This window comes from Pantoea sp. EKM103V (genome assembly GCF_011800365.1).
In the GTDB taxonomy this organism is placed as follows: domain Bacteria; phylum Pseudomonadota; class Gammaproteobacteria; order Enterobacterales; family Enterobacteriaceae; genus Pantoea; species Pantoea anthophila.
In genome coordinates this window covers 70,816-90,956 of the sequence record NZ_JAALFQ010000011.1, presented here as the reverse complement: position 1 = coordinate 90,956, position 20,141 = coordinate 70,816, and the positions used below count along the sequence as shown (strand labels likewise).

Annotated in this window: 14 protein-coding genes; 6 read left to right on the top strand and 8 right to left on the bottom strand. The window is 59.1% G+C overall.

All coding sequences use genetic code 11. The features are described 5' to 3' along the window. Window positions 1-8 precede the first annotated feature (8 nt). Window positions 9-1,790, bottom strand: coding sequence for a sensor domain-containing phosphodiesterase (locus HFD97_RS18570; protein ID WP_167432333.1), 1,782 nt, complete (start codon window positions 1,788-1,790; stop codon window positions 9-11). Between the two features lie 346 nt (window positions 1,791-2,136). On the opposite strand from HFD97_RS18570, the gene HFD97_RS18565 reads away from it, so the two are divergent. The 3 genes from HFD97_RS18565 (at window position 2,137) to HFD97_RS18555 (ending at window position 6,572) form a co-directional block, all read left to right on the top strand. After that, window positions 2,137-3,570 carry a methyl-accepting chemotaxis protein gene (locus tag HFD97_RS18565; RefSeq protein WP_154929261.1) on the top strand — a complete coding sequence of 478 codons (1,434 nt, stop codon included), beginning with the start codon at window positions 2,137-2,139 and terminating at the stop codon, window positions 3,568-3,570. Between the two features lie 348 nt (window positions 3,571-3,918). Next, on the top strand, window positions 3,919-4,158 hold the full coding sequence (locus tag HFD97_RS18560) for a hypothetical protein (protein ID WP_009093224.1): 240 nt from the start codon (window positions 3,919-3,921) through the stop codon (window positions 4,156-4,158). A 278-nt stretch (window positions 4,159-4,436) separates the two neighbouring features. After that, the gene (locus HFD97_RS18555) at window positions 4,437-6,572 is read left to right on the top strand and encodes an EAL domain-containing protein (protein WP_167432364.1); all 2,136 of its coding nucleotides are present in this window, start codon (window positions 4,437-4,439) and stop codon (window positions 6,570-6,572) included. Between the two features lie 48 nt (window positions 6,573-6,620). On the opposite strand, the gene HFD97_RS18550 is transcribed toward HFD97_RS18555, so the two are convergent. After that, on the bottom strand, window positions 6,621-7,157 hold the full coding sequence (locus HFD97_RS18550) for a GNAT family N-acetyltransferase (protein ID WP_167432334.1): 537 nt from the start codon (window positions 7,155-7,157) through the stop codon (window positions 6,621-6,623). A 247-nt stretch (window positions 7,158-7,404) separates the two neighbouring features. Here HFD97_RS18550 and HFD97_RS18545 point away from each other — a divergent pair, with 247 nt between their 5' ends. The 3 genes from HFD97_RS18545 (at window position 7,405) to HFD97_RS18535 (ending at window position 12,504) form a co-directional block, all read left to right on the top strand. Beyond that, a complete protein-coding gene (locus HFD97_RS18545; protein ID WP_167432335.1) occupies window positions 7,405-7,974 on the top strand; it encodes a pyridoxamine 5'-phosphate oxidase family protein in 570 nt (189 codons plus the stop codon). 363 nt (window positions 7,975-8,337) lie between these two features. After that, a complete protein-coding gene (locus tag HFD97_RS18540) occupies window positions 8,338-9,714 on the top strand; it encodes a DUF2382 domain-containing protein (RefSeq protein ID WP_244319826.1) in 1,377 nt (458 codons plus the stop codon). Between the two features lie 252 nt (window positions 9,715-9,966). Further along, the gene (locus HFD97_RS18535) at window positions 9,967-12,504 is read left to right on the top strand and encodes an excinuclease ABC subunit UvrA (RefSeq protein ID WP_167432337.1); all 2,538 of its coding nucleotides are present in this window, start codon (window positions 9,967-9,969) and stop codon (window positions 12,502-12,504) included. Here the strand turns inward: HFD97_RS18535 and HFD97_RS18530 are convergent. The 6 genes from HFD97_RS18530 to budA form a co-directional block, all read right to left on the bottom strand. After that, window positions 12,501-13,361 (bottom strand): MBL fold metallo-hydrolase, encoded by an 861-nt coding sequence (locus HFD97_RS18530; protein ID WP_167432338.1) that lies wholly within the window; start codon window positions 13,359-13,361, stop codon window positions 12,501-12,503. The two genes, HFD97_RS18535 and HFD97_RS18530, sit on opposite strands and share 4 nt — an antisense overlap. A 165-nt stretch (window positions 13,362-13,526) precedes the next feature. Continuing rightward, window positions 13,527-14,840 carry a CitMHS family transporter gene (locus HFD97_RS18525; protein ID WP_009093217.1) on the bottom strand — a complete coding sequence of 438 codons (1,314 nt, stop codon included), beginning with the start codon at window positions 14,838-14,840 and terminating at the stop codon, window positions 13,527-13,529. Window positions 14,841-15,171: 331 nt separating this feature from the next. Beyond that, on the bottom strand, window positions 15,172-16,623 hold the full coding sequence (locus HFD97_RS18520) for a flagellin (protein WP_167432339.1): 1,452 nt from the start codon (window positions 16,621-16,623) through the stop codon (window positions 15,172-15,174). A gap of 203 nt (window positions 16,624-16,826) precedes the next feature. Beyond that, on the bottom strand, window positions 16,827-17,600 hold the full coding sequence (locus HFD97_RS18515) for a (S)-acetoin forming diacetyl reductase (RefSeq protein ID WP_167432340.1): 774 nt from the start codon (window positions 17,598-17,600) through the stop codon (window positions 16,827-16,829). A 23-nt stretch (window positions 17,601-17,623) separates the two neighbouring features. Further along, window positions 17,624-19,303 carry an acetolactate synthase AlsS gene (gene alsS / locus HFD97_RS18510; protein WP_167432341.1) on the bottom strand — a complete coding sequence of 560 codons (1,680 nt, stop codon included), beginning with the start codon at window positions 19,301-19,303 and terminating at the stop codon, window positions 17,624-17,626. Window positions 19,304-19,317: 14 nt separating this feature from the next. Then, window positions 19,318-20,100: an acetolactate decarboxylase gene (gene budA / locus HFD97_RS18505; protein ID WP_009093211.1), complete on the bottom strand. Its 783-nt coding sequence runs from the start codon at window positions 20,098-20,100 to the stop codon at window positions 19,318-19,320. Window positions 20,101-20,141: the final 41 nt, after the last annotated feature.

The window sequence follows — 20,141 nt, the reverse complement described above, 5'->3', positions numbered from 1 at the left end:
CAACCGGCTCAGCATTTGCTGCGGAGTCGCCAGCCGAGCCACTCATCCAGCGCCGCTTCCGCCAGTGGCCGGGAGTAGAAAAATCCCTGCGCCTGATCGCAGCCAAATTCAGTCAGCGTGTTGACCGTTTCCGCATTCTCCACGCCTTCGGCCAGCACCGTATAATCGAGATCTTTCAGCATCGCAATAATACTGCGGGCAATAACCCGCGAGCCGGTATCACTGGCGATTTCACTGATCAGGGAACGGTCCAGCTTGATCACGTCCAGTGGCATACGTCGCAGGTAGCTGATGTTGCTGTAGCCGGTACCAAAGTCATCCAGAGAGATCCCAAATCCGCGCAGTTTCAGCATCTCAAGCCCCTGCATCGCGGCCGGGCTCTCCAGAATCCGCTCTGTCTCCAGGCACTCGATGCCCAGCAGTGAAACCGGCAGCTTTGCCTTGATCATCTGCTCTTCAAGCTCGTCGGCAAACCCGCTGCGGGAGAAATCGCTGCTGCTGACGTTGATGGTGACGGGCAGCTGAATATAGTTGTCACGCAGCCGGGAAAGGCGGGTGATGGCCTGCTCTGTCACCCAGCGGGTCAGCTCGCTGAGCAGTTCAGTCTGTCCGGCAAAAGGCAGAAACTCTGCCGGAGAAAGCTCGCCGCGCTGGGGATGCCGCCAGCGGATCAGCGCTTCCAGCCCAATCGGCTTTCCGCTATGCAGACAGATTTTCGGCTGATACGCGAGCCACAATCCTTTGTTTTCCCGTATCGCCAGGGCCAGATCGTGCATCAGCGTGAAATCCTGAGTATGCCGTGTGTCGGTGGCTTCACTGAAACACATCGACGCGACATCCCGGGCGATCGCTTCATGAAGGGCGCTGACGGCGCGGCGCAGGATCTCCTGTGCGGGCATTTCACCGGTGATGAAACTGGCCTCACCGGTATGCGTCATCAGCGCGACAGACAGCCCGTCGCCCAGATCCGCGCTGATGCCCGTCAGCTGCTTCGCCACCCATCCGGCACTCAGCCGGCTCTCCTGGCGGGTTAACAGGGCAAAACGCCCGGTGGCCACGGTATAGAGTATCTCGCCCGGCGCCGGGCGCAGGCGCAGAGGCAGCAGCGTGGCGACATCTTTCAGCAGGCTTTCAACCGGCCCCATCCCCATTGAACGCGCCAGCTCGTAAGCGCGCGGCATATCAATGCAGTCAATCAGGACCAGTCGCCGTGGCGTCCGATCACCCGAGGCGGCCAGAAACTGGAGGTCACGGATAAGCCGCTGACGGTTAGGCAATCCGGTGACGGGATCGGCAAAACCTGCCGAATACCAGGCTTCCAGGAATGACATGACCAGGGTGGCCAGCATCGTGAGCATGGTGACCTGAGCCGGACTGAAAGGGTGGGGCGTAGTGTCGGTGACACACAGGGTGCCCAGAATCATGCCCGTGCTGTTTTTCAGCGGCGTACCGGCATAGAAGCGGATAAAGGGTGCGCCGATGATCAAGGGGTGCGTCGCAAACCGTTCATCCAGCAGGGTATCCGGGATCACCACAGTGCTGTCGCTGTCGACCGCATACCGGCAGAGCGAATCTTCGCGGCTGGACCGGGTAAGGGTAAAATTATGCGCGGCCATCACATGCTGCAGCTCATCATCCAGCACGGAGATAAAACTGCCAGGAATGCTGAGCGCCTGACTGGCCAGTCGGACAAACTGACGCAGCACTTCATCACGACTTTCGTCGGGATTGCGCAACGCGCGCAGGGTTCGCGTGCGACCATCATCGCCGCCGCTGAGACTTATAAACATGAATTCCTCCGCCCCGGCTGGTTACGGAGCGAAATTAAGCAGGAAAATTGCAGAGTAGTGTGTAATGAGTACAGGCAATTTCCGTAAAAATAAAGTGTCCTGACAAATTTATTACGTAACGGAATGCAGAGAGCGGCAAACGGTTACCGGATCGGCTTTCTTCAATAAAATATTTTCAGAACGGCGATTCTTTTATTTTGTCGTCAAAAAATTTGAATTTCTGAAATATCCTGCCAGGATAGAAAGAACAAAAATAGCGCACTATATAATAACGCGCTAAAGCAGATAACAGAACTTATTATTGCCCGACTTTTACACACACCAATAACAACATCAGGGAAACCTTATGAACTCACTCCGGCATTTCACCATCCGGCGCGTCGTGCTGTGGATGATGATCATTTCACTGGGCGTGGTTGCACTGGCAGGCGGCTACAGTAGCCATGTGCTGCGCGACATCTATCGTCAGACCGATCGCACCGCCGTTCTCACTCAGCAGCTCAGCTTTCTGACGCAAAGCGCTATTGCCATGCAGAGCGGAAGCGCCGCCGACAAAAGTGCGGTGATGGCTGCCATGCCGGAAGGCGCTGACTGGGAGCGTCTGCGTACGGCACTCACCACCACACCTGCAGACTATGCCTCTGCGGCACGGGCGCAACTGAACAGCATCACGCAGCAGCTGGCGCAGCATCAGGCGCCGCTCAGGGCTGACCGGCATCAGCTGCAGGGTGTACTGCTGGCGGCGCTGCTGGCGGCGTTCGCGTTACTGCTGTTCTGCGATCGCTATCTGGTCGTGCATCTGGTGCGTCCGGTGGCAAAAATTCGTGGTCACCTGAAAATCATTGCGGATGGCGATCTGACGCAGGAGCCGGAAGACCTGGGCCGTAACTGTGTCGGACAGCTGGTTCCGCTGGTGAAAGAGATGCAGCACAGCCTGTTGCATATGGTCAGCGCTATCCGCGACAACGCCGCCATTCTTCATCGTGAAGCCGCGGATATTGCCGCAGGTAATGCAGACCTCTCCGATCGGACCTCCACCCAGGCTGCAGCCCTGGAGCAGACCGCCGCCAGCATGGAAGAGATTACCGTCACCGTGCGCCACAACGCGCAGAACGCCCGTGAAGCGCGGGAGCTGGCCGTCAGTACAACCGATACCACGCAGCAGGGCGCGAAGCTGGTGCAGACGGTGACTGCGGCCATTACCAGCATCGCGGAAGGGTCAGAAAAAATTCGTCAGTTTACCGCCACCATTAACGGCATCGCGTTTCAGACCAATATTCTGGCGCTGAATGCGGCCGTAGAGGCAGCGCGCGCCGGTGAGCAGGGCCGCGGCTTTGCCGTCGTGGCCAGCGAAGTGCGCTCACTGGCGCAGCGCAGTGCGGCGGCGTCTAAAGAGATTGAAGAGCTGATTTCAGATACGGTGGCGCGGGTTGACGATGGCCGCCGTGCAGCGGAGAGCGCCGGCACCACGATGGAAGCTGTCCTGCGCGGCGTTGGCGGCGTGAATGAGCTTATCGGGCAGATTGCGCTGGCGTCAGATGAACAGAGTAAAGGCATCGCTCAGGTCACCGTCGCCGTTGCTGAGCTCGACCGCGTGACGCAGCAGAATGCGACGCTGGTGCAGCAGGTGTCAGCCACCGCAGGCAGTCTCAGCGGTCAGACGCAAACGCTGGGCAGCGTCATCACCCGCTTTACCCTCCCGCATCAGGCGGTTGCCGTGGCGAACAGACGCGAAGCCACGGAACAGCCTGGCGGATGGGCTGCCTTTAGTCAGGCCTGACATCAGTCGCCCGACGAAGAATGTGCCTGTATGAAAACCGTGTGCACGTTCGCGAATGATTATTAAATCGCGCTCTGACACCTTATTTTTTAAGGGCAGAGCGTGCGGCAATAATCGCGGGATGAGTCTGCGTCTCATCCTGTCGGTTATTCTTTTATCGATGTGTTTATTATTCAGGCATCGTCAGAAAGATAATTTGCCTTATTTAATCATCGCACGCTGCATTCACTGATTTCACAGGACGGCCTGCTGTGCCAGGCGATTAAAACATAACCAGAATTTATGCTTTGGTCAGGCGTGTGATGGCGTCCTGCCCTCTATACGGCCATCCTAAGCCGGGAGTTTCATATGGGAAATCAGATTTTACAGCGGCCTGTCGCCGTGCAGTGCAACGTACGTGAGCTCCGCCTTGCCGCCGGGTTTTCTCAGGAGATCGCCGCAGAGCGTTTCGACCTCAGCCAGCGTGTCTGGCAGACCAAAGAGGCGTCAAAAAATCCTGCGCGGCTCAGTCAGGGGGAATACGAATTGCTGATGCTGCTGGCCGGGGAGCATCCGCACTTTGAGCTGGTAGCAAAACAGAAAAAATAGGGTTTTCAGCCGCTGTTTTCTCTGAAGTTAGAATATGGCAGGCCGATAAACAGATTAAGCGAAGCGCAGCCATCGGCTGCGCCAGATTTTACTGACGGGCCTTTCTTCCGGCAGCGGGTCAGCAGCGCATGCTGCCTGGCCTGTCTGATTGAACGTGTCCTCTTTATGCTGTGTCATGCCGTCCACAGTACCGATCCGCAGAGGAAGTGATCCTGAAACGTCCCGTTTATCATGATGCCGAGGCGGCGCGCCTCGATGCACTCAGGCAGTACCAGATGATGGATTCACCGCCAAACGATGCGCTGGATCGTCTGACTACGCTTGCCGCCAGACTGTTTCAGGTGCCCGTCGCGTTTGTTTCCCTTATTGATGAAAAGCGGCAGTTCTTTGCTTCCCGTTACGGACTAAACATTACGGGCACATCACGCAACGTCGCGTTCTGCCATCACACCTTAACGCAGGGCAGGATACTCTGTGTCCCGGATACCCTGCAGGATCCGCGCTTCTGCGACAGCCCGCTGGTGCATGGCTATCCCTATATCCGCTTTTATGCCGGTATTCCGCTCTCCACGCCGGATGGTCATCACATCGGCACGGTCTGCCTGACCGATACCCGTCCCCGCGCGCCGCTGACCCCAGAAGATCGGCAGCATCTCAGCGATATTGCCGAGCTGGTGATGGATCGCATGGAGATGCACCGGCTTAAATTACTGCGCTATACCAGTCAGCAGCGGCTGGAGGCGATCTCCTCTACCTCGCCTGACGCCATTATCTGCACGGATCTGCAGCGCGGCATCACCTTCTGGAACCCTGCTGCTACCGCTCTGTTCGGCTACAGCGCGGAGGAGATGCGCGGTCAGTTCGTCAGTGAGCTGATCCCGGCGCGCTGCCAGATCGACTACCGTAATGAACTGGCCCGGATTACCTCCGATGAATCGGCGATCTCGCGTCCGCGCTCTCTGCAGATCTGGGGACTGACGCGTAACGGACGCGAATTTCCGGCTGAGGTCTCTTTCTCCGGCTGGCGTGAAGGGGGAGAGCGGCTGGTGGGCATGATTATCCGCGACGTTACCGCCCGTCATGAAAGTGAGGCACGGCTTTGTGAGCTGGCCTCTCTCGATATGCTGACGCGCCTCGCCAGCCGCAGCGCGTTTATGGATCAGGTCGCTCAGCTCACTAAAGCGGAGATCCCCTATACGTTACTGATGACCGATCTTGATGGCTTTAAGGAAGTGAACGATACCCTGGGCCATGCGGCCGGGGATGCGCTGTTGTGTCACGTTGCCGAACAGATTCGTACCGTGTGCACCGGTGCGGTGACGGCGGCGCGCCTGGGCGGTGATGAATTTGTCATCCTGCTGACGGGGGGCTGCGCGGAGGCGGCGCTGACGGCAGAGAAGCTGATTGCCGCCGTTCAGACGCCGTTCAGCTATCACGACTCACCGGTTGTGGTCGGCGCCAGCACCGGTATCGCCTCCTACCCGGAGCACGGCCGGGATCCCTCTGCGGTCATGTCCGCCGCCGACCTGGCGCTCTATCGTGCCAAAGCGTCGGGCAAAGGCTGCAGCATCCTGTTCAGGCCCGCCTTTCGTGAAGCGGAGCAGCAGCGCCGTCGCTTTGAACGCGAACTGGAGTCCGCGGTGCGGCAGCAGCAGTTCACGCTCTACTATCAGCCCCGCTACGACGTCGAAAGCGGCAAGCTCACCGGCTGTGAGACGCTGGTGCGCTGGCAGCATCCGACGCGCGGCCTGCTGTTGCCGGCTGATTTCATCGCCATGCTGGTGAAGAGCCCGCTTTCCGTCACGCTGGGAGAGTGGATTATCCGGACGGCGCTGGATCAGGTCCGGCAGTGGCAGGTACGCGCGCCCCATCTTCGCGTCAGCATCAATCTGTTTCCGCGCCAGCTGGTGGGCAACAGCCTGGAGAAGGTGCTCCGTGAGAGTGCCGGTGGCGATGCCGGTTTTGTCGAGCTGGAAGTGGATGAGCCCCTGCTGACGGTGCTGGTGCAGGATATGCCGGTGCAGGTTGAAGCTATCCGCCAGACCGGTGCTTCATTCATTATCGACCATTTCGGACGGACGCTGGGCGCGATCAACCTGCTGCGCTACAGCTTTGTGTCGGGCTTTAAAATCGATAAGTCACTGACGCGCGAGCTGGGCTCGAGTATGCGGGTGCGTATGATGTTCCGGGCTATCGCCGGGCTGGGTAAAAGTCTGGGTATCCGGGTCGCCGCCGAAGGGGTCGAGGAAAAAGAGCAGATCGCGTTCGTGACGACGGCAGGATGCGACATTATGCAGGGTAACGGGTTGTGCCAGCCGCTGAGCCCGGCCGATTTTGAAGCGATGCTCTGCGCAGAAACGCCGTCTCTGCCTGCCGCGGCCATCGCCGCCGGTTCAGGGGCCGCTCTGCGCTGATCGCGCGTCACTGAGGCGGGGGAGAGTCATCTACGGCCTCTCCCGGCCTCAGGGCCGGTACTCCTGTTTCAGCAGGCCGAAGATCCAGTCATCCTGCCACGCGCCGTCCAGAAAGAAATTCTGCCGCAGTGTTCCCTCCTGAACGAAACCCGCCGAGAGCAGGGTGCGGCGTGAGGCTGCATTACCCGCCGTCACCGTGGCGACCAGACGACGGTAATCCAGTTGCTCAAAGCAGAGCCTGATGGTGGCATGCAGTGACTCACGGCCGTAGCCTTTTCCCTGCGCATGGGCGGCAACAATAAAACCGAACTCGGCAATGCCGTCTCCGCGATCGATAAACCCGCAGAAACCTGCGGGCAGCCCGCTGGCTTTTTCCTCCATCACCAGGCAGAGCCAGTGCTGGCAGCCCTTTTCCCATTCAGGCAGGCGAACATCAAAAGAGCGGGTTTTTATCTCTTCGGCGCTGCGCGGGTCACAGATATATTTCATCACCGATCTGTCCTGACTGACTGCCAGATAGAAGGGCCAGTCCTCAGAGTTGAGCGGCCGGTAGGTCATACGTGGCGAACACATTTCAGACAACATAGCCGCCTCCATGGCGTAACGCTTTTCGCGATCTCAGGGATAGCGCAAAAATAACACAGAGACGCAGAAACAGAACATGCGGCACGCATTTTCCCCCTTCCTGACCCGTTCAGTGACGACCGGGTTGGCGAAAGGAGCCCGATCCCGCAGTCTATCTCCTGCGATGGCAGGCCATCTGGTCACTTCGTTGCTACGCTTGAGCAGAGCCGTCTGGCTTGCCCCCCCAACCCTGACGAGAGAAACCCCGATGGATTTGACACAGTTTGAAGCAACCGCCTGGGCTGCGCTGGAGGCGGCCGCCGCCGATCCACAGGACGCATTTCGTTATCTGGCACTCTGTACCGTTGACGCTGAGCAGCGCCCCCAGGCGCGCACGCTGGTCCTGCGCCAGAGTCGCAGTCCCCGTCGGATGCTGACTTTTCACACTGATGTCCGCAGCCCGAAGTGGCAGGAGATGGCGGCCAATCCGGCGGTCACCGCACTCGGATATTGTCTGCAGCGCCGCCTGCAGCTGCGACTGGCGGGCCGGGTCAGCTGTTATGCGGCGGGGAGTGATATCGCCCGGCAGGCCTGGCAGGCATTACCTCAGCACACCCGGCAGACCTATCAGGGCGGGCCGCCGGGCGAGATACCGATACCGGCGAATAAGATGCCCGCTGTTCACGCCGCAGAGTCTGGCGAGCCGCACTTCGGCGTGGTGATCCTGCAGGTCACCACACTGGAGGGCTACCAGTTACAGCGTAACGACAATCAGCGCGCCCTGTTTCGCTATGCGCCCGACGGCGAACTGAAGGCGTGTCAGTGGCTCAATCCCTGAACGCAGACATCTCTGTTTCCCGGGCCGGCCTGAAAAAGGGCTGGCCCTTTTTTTGAGCAGGCTAAAACAGCAATCTGACTGTCTGACACCGTAAGAACCTTTTTTTATCTGCCGCCTCGGTTATGCGATTTTAGCGCCACGTTATCCTCATATGGCTGCGTTTATCTGCATTTTGCTTTCTTTTGCCCATCTTTGTGCCAGGCTTTAACTAACCGAAAAGCAGTGACTTATGCTCAAGGCCAGGAGAAGTACAAATGATCGCTCTGTATGACAGGCAGGTTAACCATGAACAATCAGCCTCCTGAAAAATCAGGGTCAGCGGATAACGAGCAGGTGATAAGCCTTGCTGAAGAAACGGCAGAGGTGTCAACACAGCGGATCAGTGACGGCGTTGTCAGGGTAACCCGGCAGGTCACTGAGCATCAGCAGACGATGGCGCTGATGCTCCGGCAGCAGACGGCGGCGATAGAGCGCATTCCCAAATCGGAAAGGCTGGCGGCGATGCCGGCGATCCGGGAGGAAAATGGCGTTCTGATCATCCCGATTGTGGAAGAGGAAGTCGAGATCGTTCGTCATCTGGTGCTGAAAGAGGAGTGGCACATCCGCACGGTCGTCAGCGAGGCGGCGACAGAACAGGTCGTGACCCTGCGCAGACAGCACGCTCACCTGACCCGATCCCCTCATCCAGAGTCATCCGAATTCATCAGCGAGGAACACAACATGGCGCGTGAAACAATCGTAACAATGTTCAGCAATATCTCACTGGCAGAGGGGGCAAAACGTAACCTGATCAAAGCAGGCTTCCTGGATGATGATATCGATATCATCTCCGGCGAACGGCTGCGGACAGAAGGTCATGAGGCCCGCCATCCTGGCTTCTGGCAACGCCTGTTCGGCAACACGCTGGAGGAAGATCAGGCCGAAGTGTATGAAGATGCGATGCGTACCGGCGGGGTGGTGCTGTCGCTGCGCGCTGATGAAGATGAGCTGCCGCGCGCGCTGGGCATTCTTGATGCCCATGAAGAGCTGACGGAGCGTACCGCCGCCGTTCCCGGTGACGCTGAGGTTGACAATGGCCTGACGCCGCCAGCCAGCGGAACGTTACCGGGTAACGAGACGGTCAATCCGCTGAGCAGTGAGCGCGGCACGACCCGCACCGCGCTGACCGGTGATGAGAGTGATGAGGATGTGCTGCGTCTGGCTGAAGAGCGACTGGAAGTGGGCAAGCGACTGGTCAGCGAAGGCTCGACCCGCGTCCGTCGCTATACGGTCACCGATCGGGTGTCTGAAAATGTCTCGCTGCATGAGCAGCACGCCGAAATCTTCCGCCGCCCGGTGAACGAAGCGGGTTCGCCCGATAATGTCGACTGGTCAGAAAAAACGGTGGAAGTGGAGGAGTCGCACGAGCAGCCGGTGGTCAACAAGACCGCGCAAATCATCGAAGAGGTGGTGCTGCGTAAAGAGGAGAGCGACCGGGTGGAGACCATCAATGACTCGGTGCGCCGTCAGGAAGTCGACATCGATCATGCCAGGGCCGATCACACCCGCACCGCACCGGTCAGCGGCCAAGGCACAGCGACCGATCCCCTGCTTGAAGGCACGCGGCAGGCCCGCGCGGAGCAGGATCATCGCTCGCTGACGCCAGACCATTCCGATCATAAAGAGGGGCTGATGGACAAGGCCGGGGACAAAATCGCCGAAGCGAAAGAGAAGGTCGAAGACAAGTTTAAAAAGCCGTGATGCTGTGAGGGCCGGAAGGGGGGCGTCTCTGCCCCTTTCCCGGCTGACTACAGAAGGTCATGTACCTCCGGCCCCCCTTGCCGATTCAAGGCGTTACTCCACTCCATAAATTGTTAAATCCCGGTTCCCTGACTACCCTTGCTGTTGTTTTTCAGAAGCGGGCCAGTGCGTCCGCCAGATTAGCCGCTGCAGTTTTCGGCCATTCATCGCAGGCGATCATCAGTCGGCCGCATTTCACCAGGCAGGGACATCATGACAGAACACCGCTTTACCGAAACATACCGCGCTGAAGAGGGGGAGATCGATCCCTGTATCTCCGTGCAGGGCGCGCGTACCCATAACCTTAAAGAGGTGTCGCTGCGTTTTCCCCGTAACGCTATGGTGGTGTTCACCGGGGTTTCCGGCTCCGGTAAATCGTCCCTCGCCTTTGATACGATCTATGCGGAAGCGCAGCGCCGGTTTATCGAGTCGGTTTCACCTCACGCCCGCCGTCTGATCGATCAGGCTGCGGCGCCGGATGTCGATAACATTGACGGACTTCCGCCTGCGGTGGCCCTGCAGCAGAGCCGGGCGGGCGCGCAGGAGCGATCGACGGTCGGCAGCCTTACACGGATCGCCGTCACGCTGCGTCTGCTCTATTCCCGTGCGGGCGCCAGACCGGACGGTGTTCCTTTTATGACGGCCGACTATTTTTCACCGAACAACCCAAAGGGTGCCTGTCCCCACTGTCAGGGGCTGGGAAAGGTTCACACTGTCAGAACTGAGGCGCTGGTGCCGGATAGCTCACTGAGCATCCGGCAGGGGGCTATCGCCGCCTGGCCCAGGGGCTGGCACAACAAGAATCTGCGCAGCATCCTTGATACGCTCGGCTACGATATCGATGCGCCGTGGCACACCCTGTCTGAGCGTGACCGGCAGTGGATACTGCTGACCGAGGAGCAGCCGTCGGTGCCCATCTACGAAGGTCTCAACGCCAAGCAGCGCGAAAAGGCGATAGCGGCAGGTGAGGAACCGGGATACACCGGCACTTACACCAGCGCCGCAAAAATCGTGTTGCAGAGCTATTCGGGCGGCAGCGAATCGGTCAGAAAACGGCTGGCGCGCTTTGTGACGGTCACGCCCTGTTCTGAGTGCCACGGTAAACGACTCAACCGCGATGCGCTCTCCGTGACGTTTGCCGGGTATGACATCGCCAGTCTGAGCGAGCTGACGGTTTCCGCGCTGGCGGAACGCTTTCGTCCCTATGCCCGTGGCGACTCTCCCGATCTGCCTGAAGAGCCGGCGCTGCGTGAGGCGGTCATCCGGATGGCGGCAGACATCTGTATGCGGCTTGAGCAGCTTGACGCGCTGGGGCTGGGACATCTCGCGCCGGGGCGTCGCACCACGCTGCTCTCCTCCGGCGAGCTGCAGCGCGTCCGTCTGGCAACCCAGATGATTTCGCGCCTGTTTGGCGTGCTCTACGTGCTGGATGAGCCGTCCGCCGGGCTGCATCCGGAAGATGTGAAAGCGCTGCTTGCCTCCCTGAAAAGGCTGGTCCGCGCAGGTAACTCGCTGATAGTCGTGGAACATAACACTGACCTTATCGCGGAAGCGGACTGGCTGGTAGAGATCGGACCCGGTCCGGGCGGTTATGGCGGGGCGATCGTCTACAACGGCGCCCCGGCGGGAGTGAAAGAGGTCGAATCGCCCACCTCAGGCTATCTCTTCTCCCGACGCTACACCGGACTGCGCCAGCGTCAGTCGCCGGAAGAGTGGCTCAGGCTGGAAGCGATCGACTGCAACAATATTGCCGGGATGGATATCGCCCTTCCGCTGGCGAGAATGACGGCCATCACCGGGGTGTCAGGCTCAGGGAAATCGACGCTGCTGAATCGCGTGCTGCCTGAAATGCTCGGTCATGCGGATAAAGAGTCCGACAGCGAGGAGGGGGAGGACGAGGATCTGGTGCCCGACGTGAAGGGACGCGTGGTCAGCGGAAGCGACGCCTTCGGCCGACTCATCAGAATCGATCAGCGTCCTATCGGACGGACGCCACGCTCCAACCTGGCCACTTATACCGGCTTTTTCGACATCATTCGCCGACTGTTTGCCGATACCCCCGAAGCGAAGGCAAAAGGCTTCGACGCCGGGCGGTTCTCATTCAATCTGCCTGCCGGGCGCTGTCCTGCGTGTGAGGGGCAGGGGCAGATCTCCATTGAGCTGCTGTTCATGCCCAGCGCCACGGCCACCTGCTCCGTCTGCGCGGGCAACCGCTACAACCCCGGGACGCTGGAGGTAAGGTGGAACAACCTGACGATTGCGGATGTGCTCGATCTCACGGTGGACGAGGCAACGGCGGTCTTTAGCGGCAACGAAGGGATTCAGCGTTCGCTGTCGGCACTGACGGCGCTGGGGCTGGGATACCTCCGGCTGGGGCAGCCCGCCACGGAACTTTCCGGCGGAGAGTGTCAGCGTATCAAGCTCGCCTGGGAACTGCAGCGGGCCCAGCGCACCGCCACGCTCTACCTGCTCGATGAACCTTCGACCGGATTGCATCCGGCGGATATGGATAAGCTGCTGCGGGTGCTGGATGAGCTGGTTAAACGCGGCCACACGGTCATCATGGCAGAACATAATATGCGTATCGTGGCGGAGTCGGACTGGGTGATCGATCTGGGGCCGGGTTCGGGCGATAAGGGGGGCCGGATTGTTTCATCCGGCTCACCGGAGACGGTCAGTCAGTCATCAGAGAGTCTGACCGCTCCGTGGCTGTCAGCCCAGCTGCAAAAGCGAGCGGGCGATCCGGATTAATCGGGCCGGGCACTCTGGCTGAACCGCGGCGCATTAACCTGCAGGGCCTCCAGCTCACGCGCGTCGTGACTGCAGAAAAAGGTGATTTCGCTGCCGCGCTGACAGGAGAGCTCCCGCAGGCGTTGCTGGTTGTGTCGTCTGGCACTGTTATCCATCGCCATCATCCACTGGTAAAAACGCAGTCCAGGCGTGCAGTGGCGCGTCTGCTGGCGCATTTCGCCCCGATAGAACCACGCATCGCCACCGTGCAGCAGCCAGCCATCAGGCTGCTGAATGGCGATGCCCGCATGACCCGGCGTGTGGCCCGCCAGCGGCACCAGCAGAATCTCCGGCGGTAAATCCCGCAGGCGATTAACCGCCTCAAAACCAAACCACGTTTCGCCCTGCGGCTGATAGGTCTCCCAGTGGCTGATCCCACCCCATTGTCCGGGACGGTAACGCTCCCGCGACAGCCAGCTATGACGTTGATGGGCCGTGTCCACCTCCTGCTGTAGCAGGTGGATACGCGCCTGCGGAAAATCGGTCAGTCCGCCCGCATGATCAAAATCGAGGTGGGTCAGAATAATATGCCGCACATCCTCAGCCCGGAAGCCCAGCGCCCTGACCTGTGACAGGGCGGTCAGTTCGTCGCGACGCTGAATATTGTTCAGCGCGCGGAAAAAGCCGGACAGGCGGCTGCCCGGCGCGTGGATATCCTGGCGGCCAAAGCCGGTGTCGACCAGCACCAGCCCGTCGCGGTCCGTCTCAATCAGCAGGCAGTGACAGACCAGATGCGCTTTGATGCCTTTGCTGAATCCATCATAAAATGCCCCGCCCAGCGGGCACATACAGCCACAGTTCAGGTGGTGAATTTTCATCGGGCCTCCATTGCAATCATCGGCAGAATGGCTGAGGTGCTTCGGCTCGTCTCCGGCACGCAGCAGATCAGCCTGGCTTTAGAGTGTAGAGAGGGTTGTAACAGTAGGCGGAGCGGTGAAGCGGATAACCGGGCAAATTTGCCGGTTATCCGCCAGAAAGCAGAGTTAACGATGGAAGAACGGGAAAGCGCCGGTGAGCAGACCGCCCGCCATCAGCACCAGACTGACCAGAATCCCCCATTTAATCGCAAAGCGCTGGTGGTCGCCGATATCGACTTTTGCCAGACCCACCAGCAGATAGACTGACGGCACCAGCGGACTCAGCAGATGGAAAGGCTGACCGACGATAGAGGCGCGGGCGATCTCCTCTGCGGTAATGCCGTAGCTGGCCGCCGTCTGTGCGATGACCGGCAGAATGCCGAAGTAAAAGGCATCATTCGACATAAAGAAGGTGAACGGCAGACTGACCAGCGCGGTGAAGACGGCCAGATAAGGTCCGAAGCTGTGCGGGATCACCGCCAGCAGGCTCTTCGCCATGGCATCCACCATGCCGGTGCCGGAGAGAATACCGGTGAAGATACCGGCGGCAAAAATCAGCGCGGTCACAGCCAGCACGTTACCGGCATGAGAGCTGATGCGCGCTTTCTGCTCCTCCAGGCTTGGATAGTTGAGCATCACGGCAATCGCAAACGCCAGCATAAACAGGATCTGAATCGGCATTAACCCGACCACCAGCAGCACCAGCAGCACGGTGGTCAGGATGAAGTTGGGCCAGAACATCTTAGGACGGCGGTTGGCGGCGCACTCATCGGCATCGCCCAGCCCCAGCTCAATGTTGTCGAGATGGTGATCTTTCAGCGTCATGACGCCTAAACGCTTGCGCTCACGCAGGCCAAACAGCATAGCCATCGCGACCAGGCTGACGCAGGCCAGCAGCATGGCGGGCAGCATCGGGATAAAGATGTCGAGAGCGTCAATGCGCAGGGCGGCGGCGGCGCGGGCGGTCGGGCCACCCCAGGGCGAGAGGTTCATGATGCCGCTGGCGAGGTTGACCAGACACGTCATCATCAGCACGTTCATCCCCAGCCGGTGATAGAGGGGCAGGAAAGCCGCGATGGCGATCATGTAGGTGGTGGAGCTGTCACCATCCAGTGAAACCAGCAGCGTCAGTACGGCGGTGCCGACCAGCACTTTAAGCGGATCGCCGCGCACCAGCCGGAGAATAAAACGCACCAGCGGGTCAAACAGGCCGGCGTCGATCATCAGACCAAAATAGAGAATCGAGAAGGTCAGCATGACACCGGTGGGGGCCAGCTTTTTGACGCCATCCAGCATCATTTCGCCCAGTCCCGCATAAAAACCGCCAATCAGCGCAAAAATGGTTGGTATCAGGATCAGCGCAATTAAGGCTGACATGCGTTTGGTCATGATGAGATACATGAAGCAAACAACCATGGAAAAACCCAGTATCGTCAGCAAAATAACAGCCCTCACAATGGCGTAAAAGTAATGAAAAGGTGGCGTTCAGTCAGGAAAATTCAGGAAATTGCTTAGCGTGGTAACGATTAACCTGTTGTTTTAATTAACCCTGAGCAGAAAGATGATATTAAATTGTTATCATTTTTTAGCATTTCTTTAACAGGGAAGGGTGATCGGGATCATCTTTAAACGAATGTTAAACGAGATTGTGTGACTGAGATCAAACGATACGGGGGCATCAGAGGGAATTACGGGCCAGACGGGGGCTGATGCAGCGGCGAAAAGCCGTCAAGGGGAAGCGGCTGAGCGCGAGCGCTCAGCCGGATAGGCTTTAATTATTCAGCAACTGGATAATCATATCAGGCGTTTTGTTGGCCATTTTGCTGACAGCGGTCTGCCCCTGCTGAATAATCTGGCTGCGTGCCAGCTGGCTCGCTTCTTCCGCGTAGTCAGCATCCTGAATACGGCTGCGGGCGGTGGCGGTATCCACACCCTGCTGCGACAGCACATTCCGGTTCGACTCGTAGCGGTTAATCTTCGCGCCATAGAGCGACTGGTAGCTGCTGATCTTCTCCAGGGCTGAATCCAGCGCCTTCATGGTGACGGAGATGTCTCCGCTGGTCAGCAGCGTGGTGTTATTCAGCTTCAGCGTTTTGGTGTCCGAGGGCGTGGCCGGAATCGAGTCCGACTGCACCGGCTGACCATAATCCGCACTGGTAATCACCTCCATCGGCTGACTCTTATGCGGCGGTATGGCGGGCATCCCTTTCGGCTCAGGCAGGATCCCCCAGGTCAGATTGCTGGTGAAAGAACCGTTGCCGACCACCACTACAATCAGATCTTCGCTGACGGTATCCAGCGTGATGCGCTCCAGCCGGTTGCCGGTAATGGTGCCGTTGTTGAAATCGCCGCTGGTGGCATCTTCATAGCGATCGCCGTCACCGCTGTAGGTGATGTTCATGCCGTTGTAGCTGCCACTGTTACTGCCCGCCAGCGCCCAGCTCGATCCCCCTTCCAGCAGGGAGGAGCTGTCATAGGCCGCGTTGCTGTCAAAGCCGTTACTGCTGGTCAGCAGACGCGATTTTGCGGTCGCCGCATCGGTTATACCCTTGCTGGTCCAGGTGTAGTCGGGCGCGCTGCCTTCCAGCGGCGTGCCGACCAGATGCTTACCGTCGCGGGTAAACAGCTGAAGGTCATCATCCTGACCCAGCGAGTCGATGGTGATGGTAATCGACGTCGCGCCTGCCGGAATATAGGCCAGCGGGATCACCCCGGAGCTGAAGGAGTAATTCCTGCCCGAAACCGGAAATTTGGTGTTGATGGGATCAACGTTGCCCAGCTTCGCGGGCGGAAGATCGGGTTTATCGGTCGCCAGCGGGTAACGGCCAAAAATCTCAGTGTGATCGGCCACTTCATCAATGCCGGCCAGAATCTGCTGATACTGGGCGTTAACGCTCTGCCGATCCGCATCAGAGAGCGTGCCGTTCGCCGCCTGCACGGAGAGCGTGCGGGCCTGAATGAGCAGATTGGCGATGGTGCCCAGGCCGCCGCCTGCCGTCTGGGAGTAGCTGATCGCGTCATTGAGGCCGCGCGCAACAACCGCATCGGCATTCACATTGGCCGTCATGCGGTTGGCGATGGCCTGACCCGCCGCGTCATCTTTAGCACTGTTAATCCGCATCCCTGATGAAAGTCGTTCAACCGTTCGTCCCAGAACAGAGTCAGTGCCGTACCGCGTTTTGTTCGCTATCGCGGCGGTTTCGTTATGGTTGATTGTTAACATGGTCGCTTCGAACAGGGAGAGGAGTCTCTGTTTTATCGGCAGGGTGATAAGCAGCTTTAACCTCTACAGTGACAAAAAACCAGCAGGGGCGCGGCCAGGCGGGCAACCTGCTGATGGTTAACCGCTTTTCAGATAAAAAATATTTAAGGGTGAAGCCGGGGAGGAAAAACAGCTGCTGCGCGCTGGCGCAGCAGGCAGGGGGATCAGTTAAAGACCATGCCGCCGTCGATCAGCAGGGACTGGCCGGTCATGTAGTCGGAGTCGGGGCTGGCAAGATAGGCCACGCAGGCCGCCACATCTTCCGGCTCAGAGAGACGTCCCAGCGTAATGCGTCTGGCGAACGCTTCCGTGCCGTAACCGGCCGGTTTTCCGGCCGCTTCCGATATCTGCCGATCGATCGCTTCCCACATTGGCGTCCTGACGATGCCGGGACAGAAGGCGTTGACCGTAATGCCGGCCGCGGCCAGGTCGCGCGCGGCGGTTTGTGTCAGGCCCCGCACGGCAAATTTACTGGAGCTGTAGACGGCCAGCTCCGGGTTGCCGACGTGTCCGGCCTGAGAGCAGGCGTTGATAATTTTGCCGCCGTGCCCTTCAGCCGCAAAAGCCTTTATCGCCGCCTGCATACCCCAGATCACGCCTTTGACGTTGACGTTGTAAACCTTGTCGACCACCTCTTCGGTGATCTCCGCAATCGGCGTCGAGGGGGCAATACCGGCGTTGTTGACGATGACGTCGAAGCCCCCCAGCGCACGACGCGCCTCCTCAACTGCCGCCATCACCTGATCGCGCTGCGACACATCCACTTTCAGCGCGATCGCTTTACCGCCCTGCTGAGTAATCTTCTCCGCCACCTGACGGGCGGTTTCCTGATTAAAGTCCGCCACCGCGACCGCCAGTCCATCTTTCGCCAGACGCATGGCGATCGCTTCACCAATGCCCTGGCCTGCGCCGGTTACAAATGCCACTCTGTTTTTCATCGTGATTTCCTTTTTGCATGAAATTAAAGAAGCTGGCTCAGATGCAGCTGGCCCATCAGCAGCGGGTTATCGGCGTAATCCACCGGGACAGCCACTACCGCAGGTCCCTGAACATCCATCGCTTTACGCAGCGTCGGCTCCAGTTCTGCCGCGCTGGTCACCGCAAAGCCTGCTGCGCCAAACGCTTCGGCATAGACTTTGAAATCGACCGGGCCAAAGTTAACGCCGGAGACGCGGTGATATTTTTTCTCTTCCTGCATCGCCACCATGTTGTAGGCGTTGTCGACCCAGACGATGTGCAGAATGTTGGCTTTCAGCCGGACAGCGGTCTCCAGCTCCATGCTGGACTGCAGGAAGCCACCATCGCCCGAGACCGAAACGACTTTGCGCTGCGGGTCGACCAGCCAGGCTCCGATTGCCCACGGCAGGGCGACGCCCATGGTCTGCTGACCGTTGGAGATCATGATCTGGCGGGCGCGGAAGCTGTAGAGATAGCGGGCGATCCAGATGTGGAAGCTGCCCATGTCAACCGTAAGGCTGACGTCGCTGTTAATGATGTCCTGCATGGCACGCACGATGCGCAGCGGATGCAGGGCAAACTGATTGAGGCTGGCACCCTGCATCGCCAGCAGTTTCCGCTGCTGCTGACGGTCATCGAGGATGGTGGCGGCTTCCGGCGTCAGCTGCAGCGGCGCGGTGATGCGCGCCGCCAGTTTACGCAGCGTGGCGGCGATATCGCCCACCAGCTCGGCGTCCGGCAGGTAGCGGTTGTCGGTCTCTGCGGGGATCACGTCGATGTGAATCAGGGTGGCGTTGCCGCTGTTCCACATGGCCGGTTCATACTCCACCGGGCTGTAACCGATGGTAATGATCAGGTCAGCCTGTTGCAGCAGCCGGTCGCCCGCCTGGTTGTTAAATAAGCCGACGCGTCCGGCAAAGCGTGAAAAGTGCTCTTGGCGGATGGCACCGGCGGCCTGATAGGTACTGGTGACCGGGATGTGACTGCGGCTCAGCAGATCGTGGATCGCCTCGCTGTTCTCGTGCTGGCTCGCCATCAGTCCCAGCAGGATGACCGGATTTTTAGCCCCGGCGATAGCCTGGCTCACGGCATCGATCATCGCGTCCGGTGCCGCACCCAGGACGGGACGCGCTTTGCTGCTCAGTGCTTTGCCGGTAACAGGCTGGTCGACAATATCCTGCGGCAGGCTGACAAACGCGCCACCGCCCCGGCCATGCTCGGCGTGACGAAACGCATTCGACAGGCACTCGGAGAGCGCGGAGGGATCGGTGACCTCAACGGCATATTTGGTGATCGGGCGGAACATCGAGACGGTATCCATGCTCTGGTGCACCTGTTTGGCGCTGTCGGAGCGTTTTACCTGGCCGCCGAGGGCGACCACCGGGTCCCCTTCGCTGGTGGCGGTAGCCATGCCGGTGATCAGGTTAGAACAGCCCGGTCCGGAGGTGACCAGCGCCACTCCCGCATTGCCGGTAAGGCGGCCTACGGCTGCTGCCATGAACGCCGCGTTCGCCTCGTGGCGAACCGGAATCGTCTGGATGGAGGAGTCCAGCAGGGAGTCAAAAACCTTATCAATCTTGGCGCCGGGAATACCAAAGACGTGGCGGACGCCCTGCGCCTCAAGCTGCGCGACCACCAGGTCAGCGCCACAGGTCCAGAGCGTGGTATCGGTTGGAGTTTTCATCGTCATTCCTCTGATTAGCTTTCGACCGCACGGATGGCAGCGTCAAGATTGGCGGGGTTCAGGTCGGCATTGAGAAAGTCACTGTCCTGCGGCAAATCCACGACCAGTTTGCTGATGGCACCGAAGGTCAGGGTTCCCTGTTCCAGCGCATAATCCAGAATGTGTCCACCGCCTTCGCGATCGTCGGTAATAAAATGTTCGTGATAGCCCGCGACGTTAATCCCCTGCATGTACTGGGGGGTGCGGAAGCCGATCAGTTCCCCCGCACGCTGGCGGAACGCAAAGGTGGGCTGATCGCCCAGCACTTCCGGCATGGAGCGATAGGGGCGACACTGGCAGGGCACGGTGCGGGTCTCGACCCGGCTGAAACGGCCACTGATCCGCAGCGCGCAGAACTGGTTGTCGGAGGTGATTTCACTGTCGATCACCTGATGGATGGCCTCACGCGACATCGGCCGGTCAAACTCAAACAGATATTGCGGTTTGAAAAAGGTCATGACAGCAAAGGGGGTTTTCTGCGCTGGATCGGCCGGATGGGCGCTGCCATCGGCGTGCAGCTGGTAAACCTGACTGTCAAAGGCGATCAGCTCGCCATCCAGCCGGTTAAAGGTGCCCAGGCCAAAATCGCCTTTGCGCAGAAGATCGGCAATCCGCGTGTTCCCGTCGTAAACGCCGCTCAGTAGCGCACTCATTAAAGAGGTCTGATAGATAACACTTTCTGGTGCATCCTGGGAAAGCGTTAAGACAGTTCGTTTTAGTTGATCCTCACAGGAACAATCAGTTACACAATTGCTCATTTGATGCCTCGTAAGTTAACCGTTAAGCCGTGTTAACCTAA

Bases quoted from the DNA above. Each gene is read 5' to 3' on its own strand.
- HFD97_RS18515 (WP_167432340.1), bottom strand. From the start codon at position 17,600: ATGAAAAACAGAGTGGCATTTGTAACCGGCGCAGGCCAGGGCATTGGT.
- HFD97_RS18560 (WP_009093224.1), top strand. From the start codon at position 3,919: ATGGGAAATCAGATTTTACAGCGGCCTGTCGCCGTGCAGTGCAACGTA.
- HFD97_RS18520 (WP_167432339.1), bottom strand. From the start codon at position 16,623: ATGTTAACAATCAACCATAACGAAACCGCCGCGATAGCGAACAAAACG.
- budA (WP_009093211.1), bottom strand. From the start codon at position 20,100: ATGAGCAATTGTGTAACTGATTGTTCCTGTGAGGATCAACTAAAACGA.
- HFD97_RS18565 (WP_154929261.1), top strand. From the start codon at position 2,137: ATGAACTCACTCCGGCATTTCACCATCCGGCGCGTCGTGCTGTGGATG.
- HFD97_RS18555 (WP_167432364.1), top strand. From the start codon at position 4,437: ATGGATTCACCGCCAAACGATGCGCTGGATCGTCTGACTACGCTTGCC.
- HFD97_RS18545 (WP_167432335.1), top strand. From the start codon at position 7,405: ATGGATTTGACACAGTTTGAAGCAACCGCCTGGGCTGCGCTGGAGGCG.
- alsS (WP_167432341.1), bottom strand. From the start codon at position 19,303: ATGAAAACTCCAACCGATACCACGCTCTGGACCTGTGGCGCTGACCTG.
- HFD97_RS18570 (WP_167432333.1), bottom strand. From the start codon at position 1,790: ATGTTTATAAGTCTCAGCGGCGGCGATGATGGTCGCACGCGAACCCTG.
- HFD97_RS18530 (WP_167432338.1), bottom strand. From the start codon at position 13,361: ATGAAAATTCACCACCTGAACTGTGGCTGTATGTGCCCGCTGGGCGGG.
- HFD97_RS18535 (WP_167432337.1), top strand. From the start codon at position 9,967: ATGACAGAACACCGCTTTACCGAAACATACCGCGCTGAAGAGGGGGAG.
- HFD97_RS18550 (WP_167432334.1), bottom strand. From the start codon at position 7,157: ATGTTGTCTGAAATGTGTTCGCCACGTATGACCTACCGGCCGCTCAAC.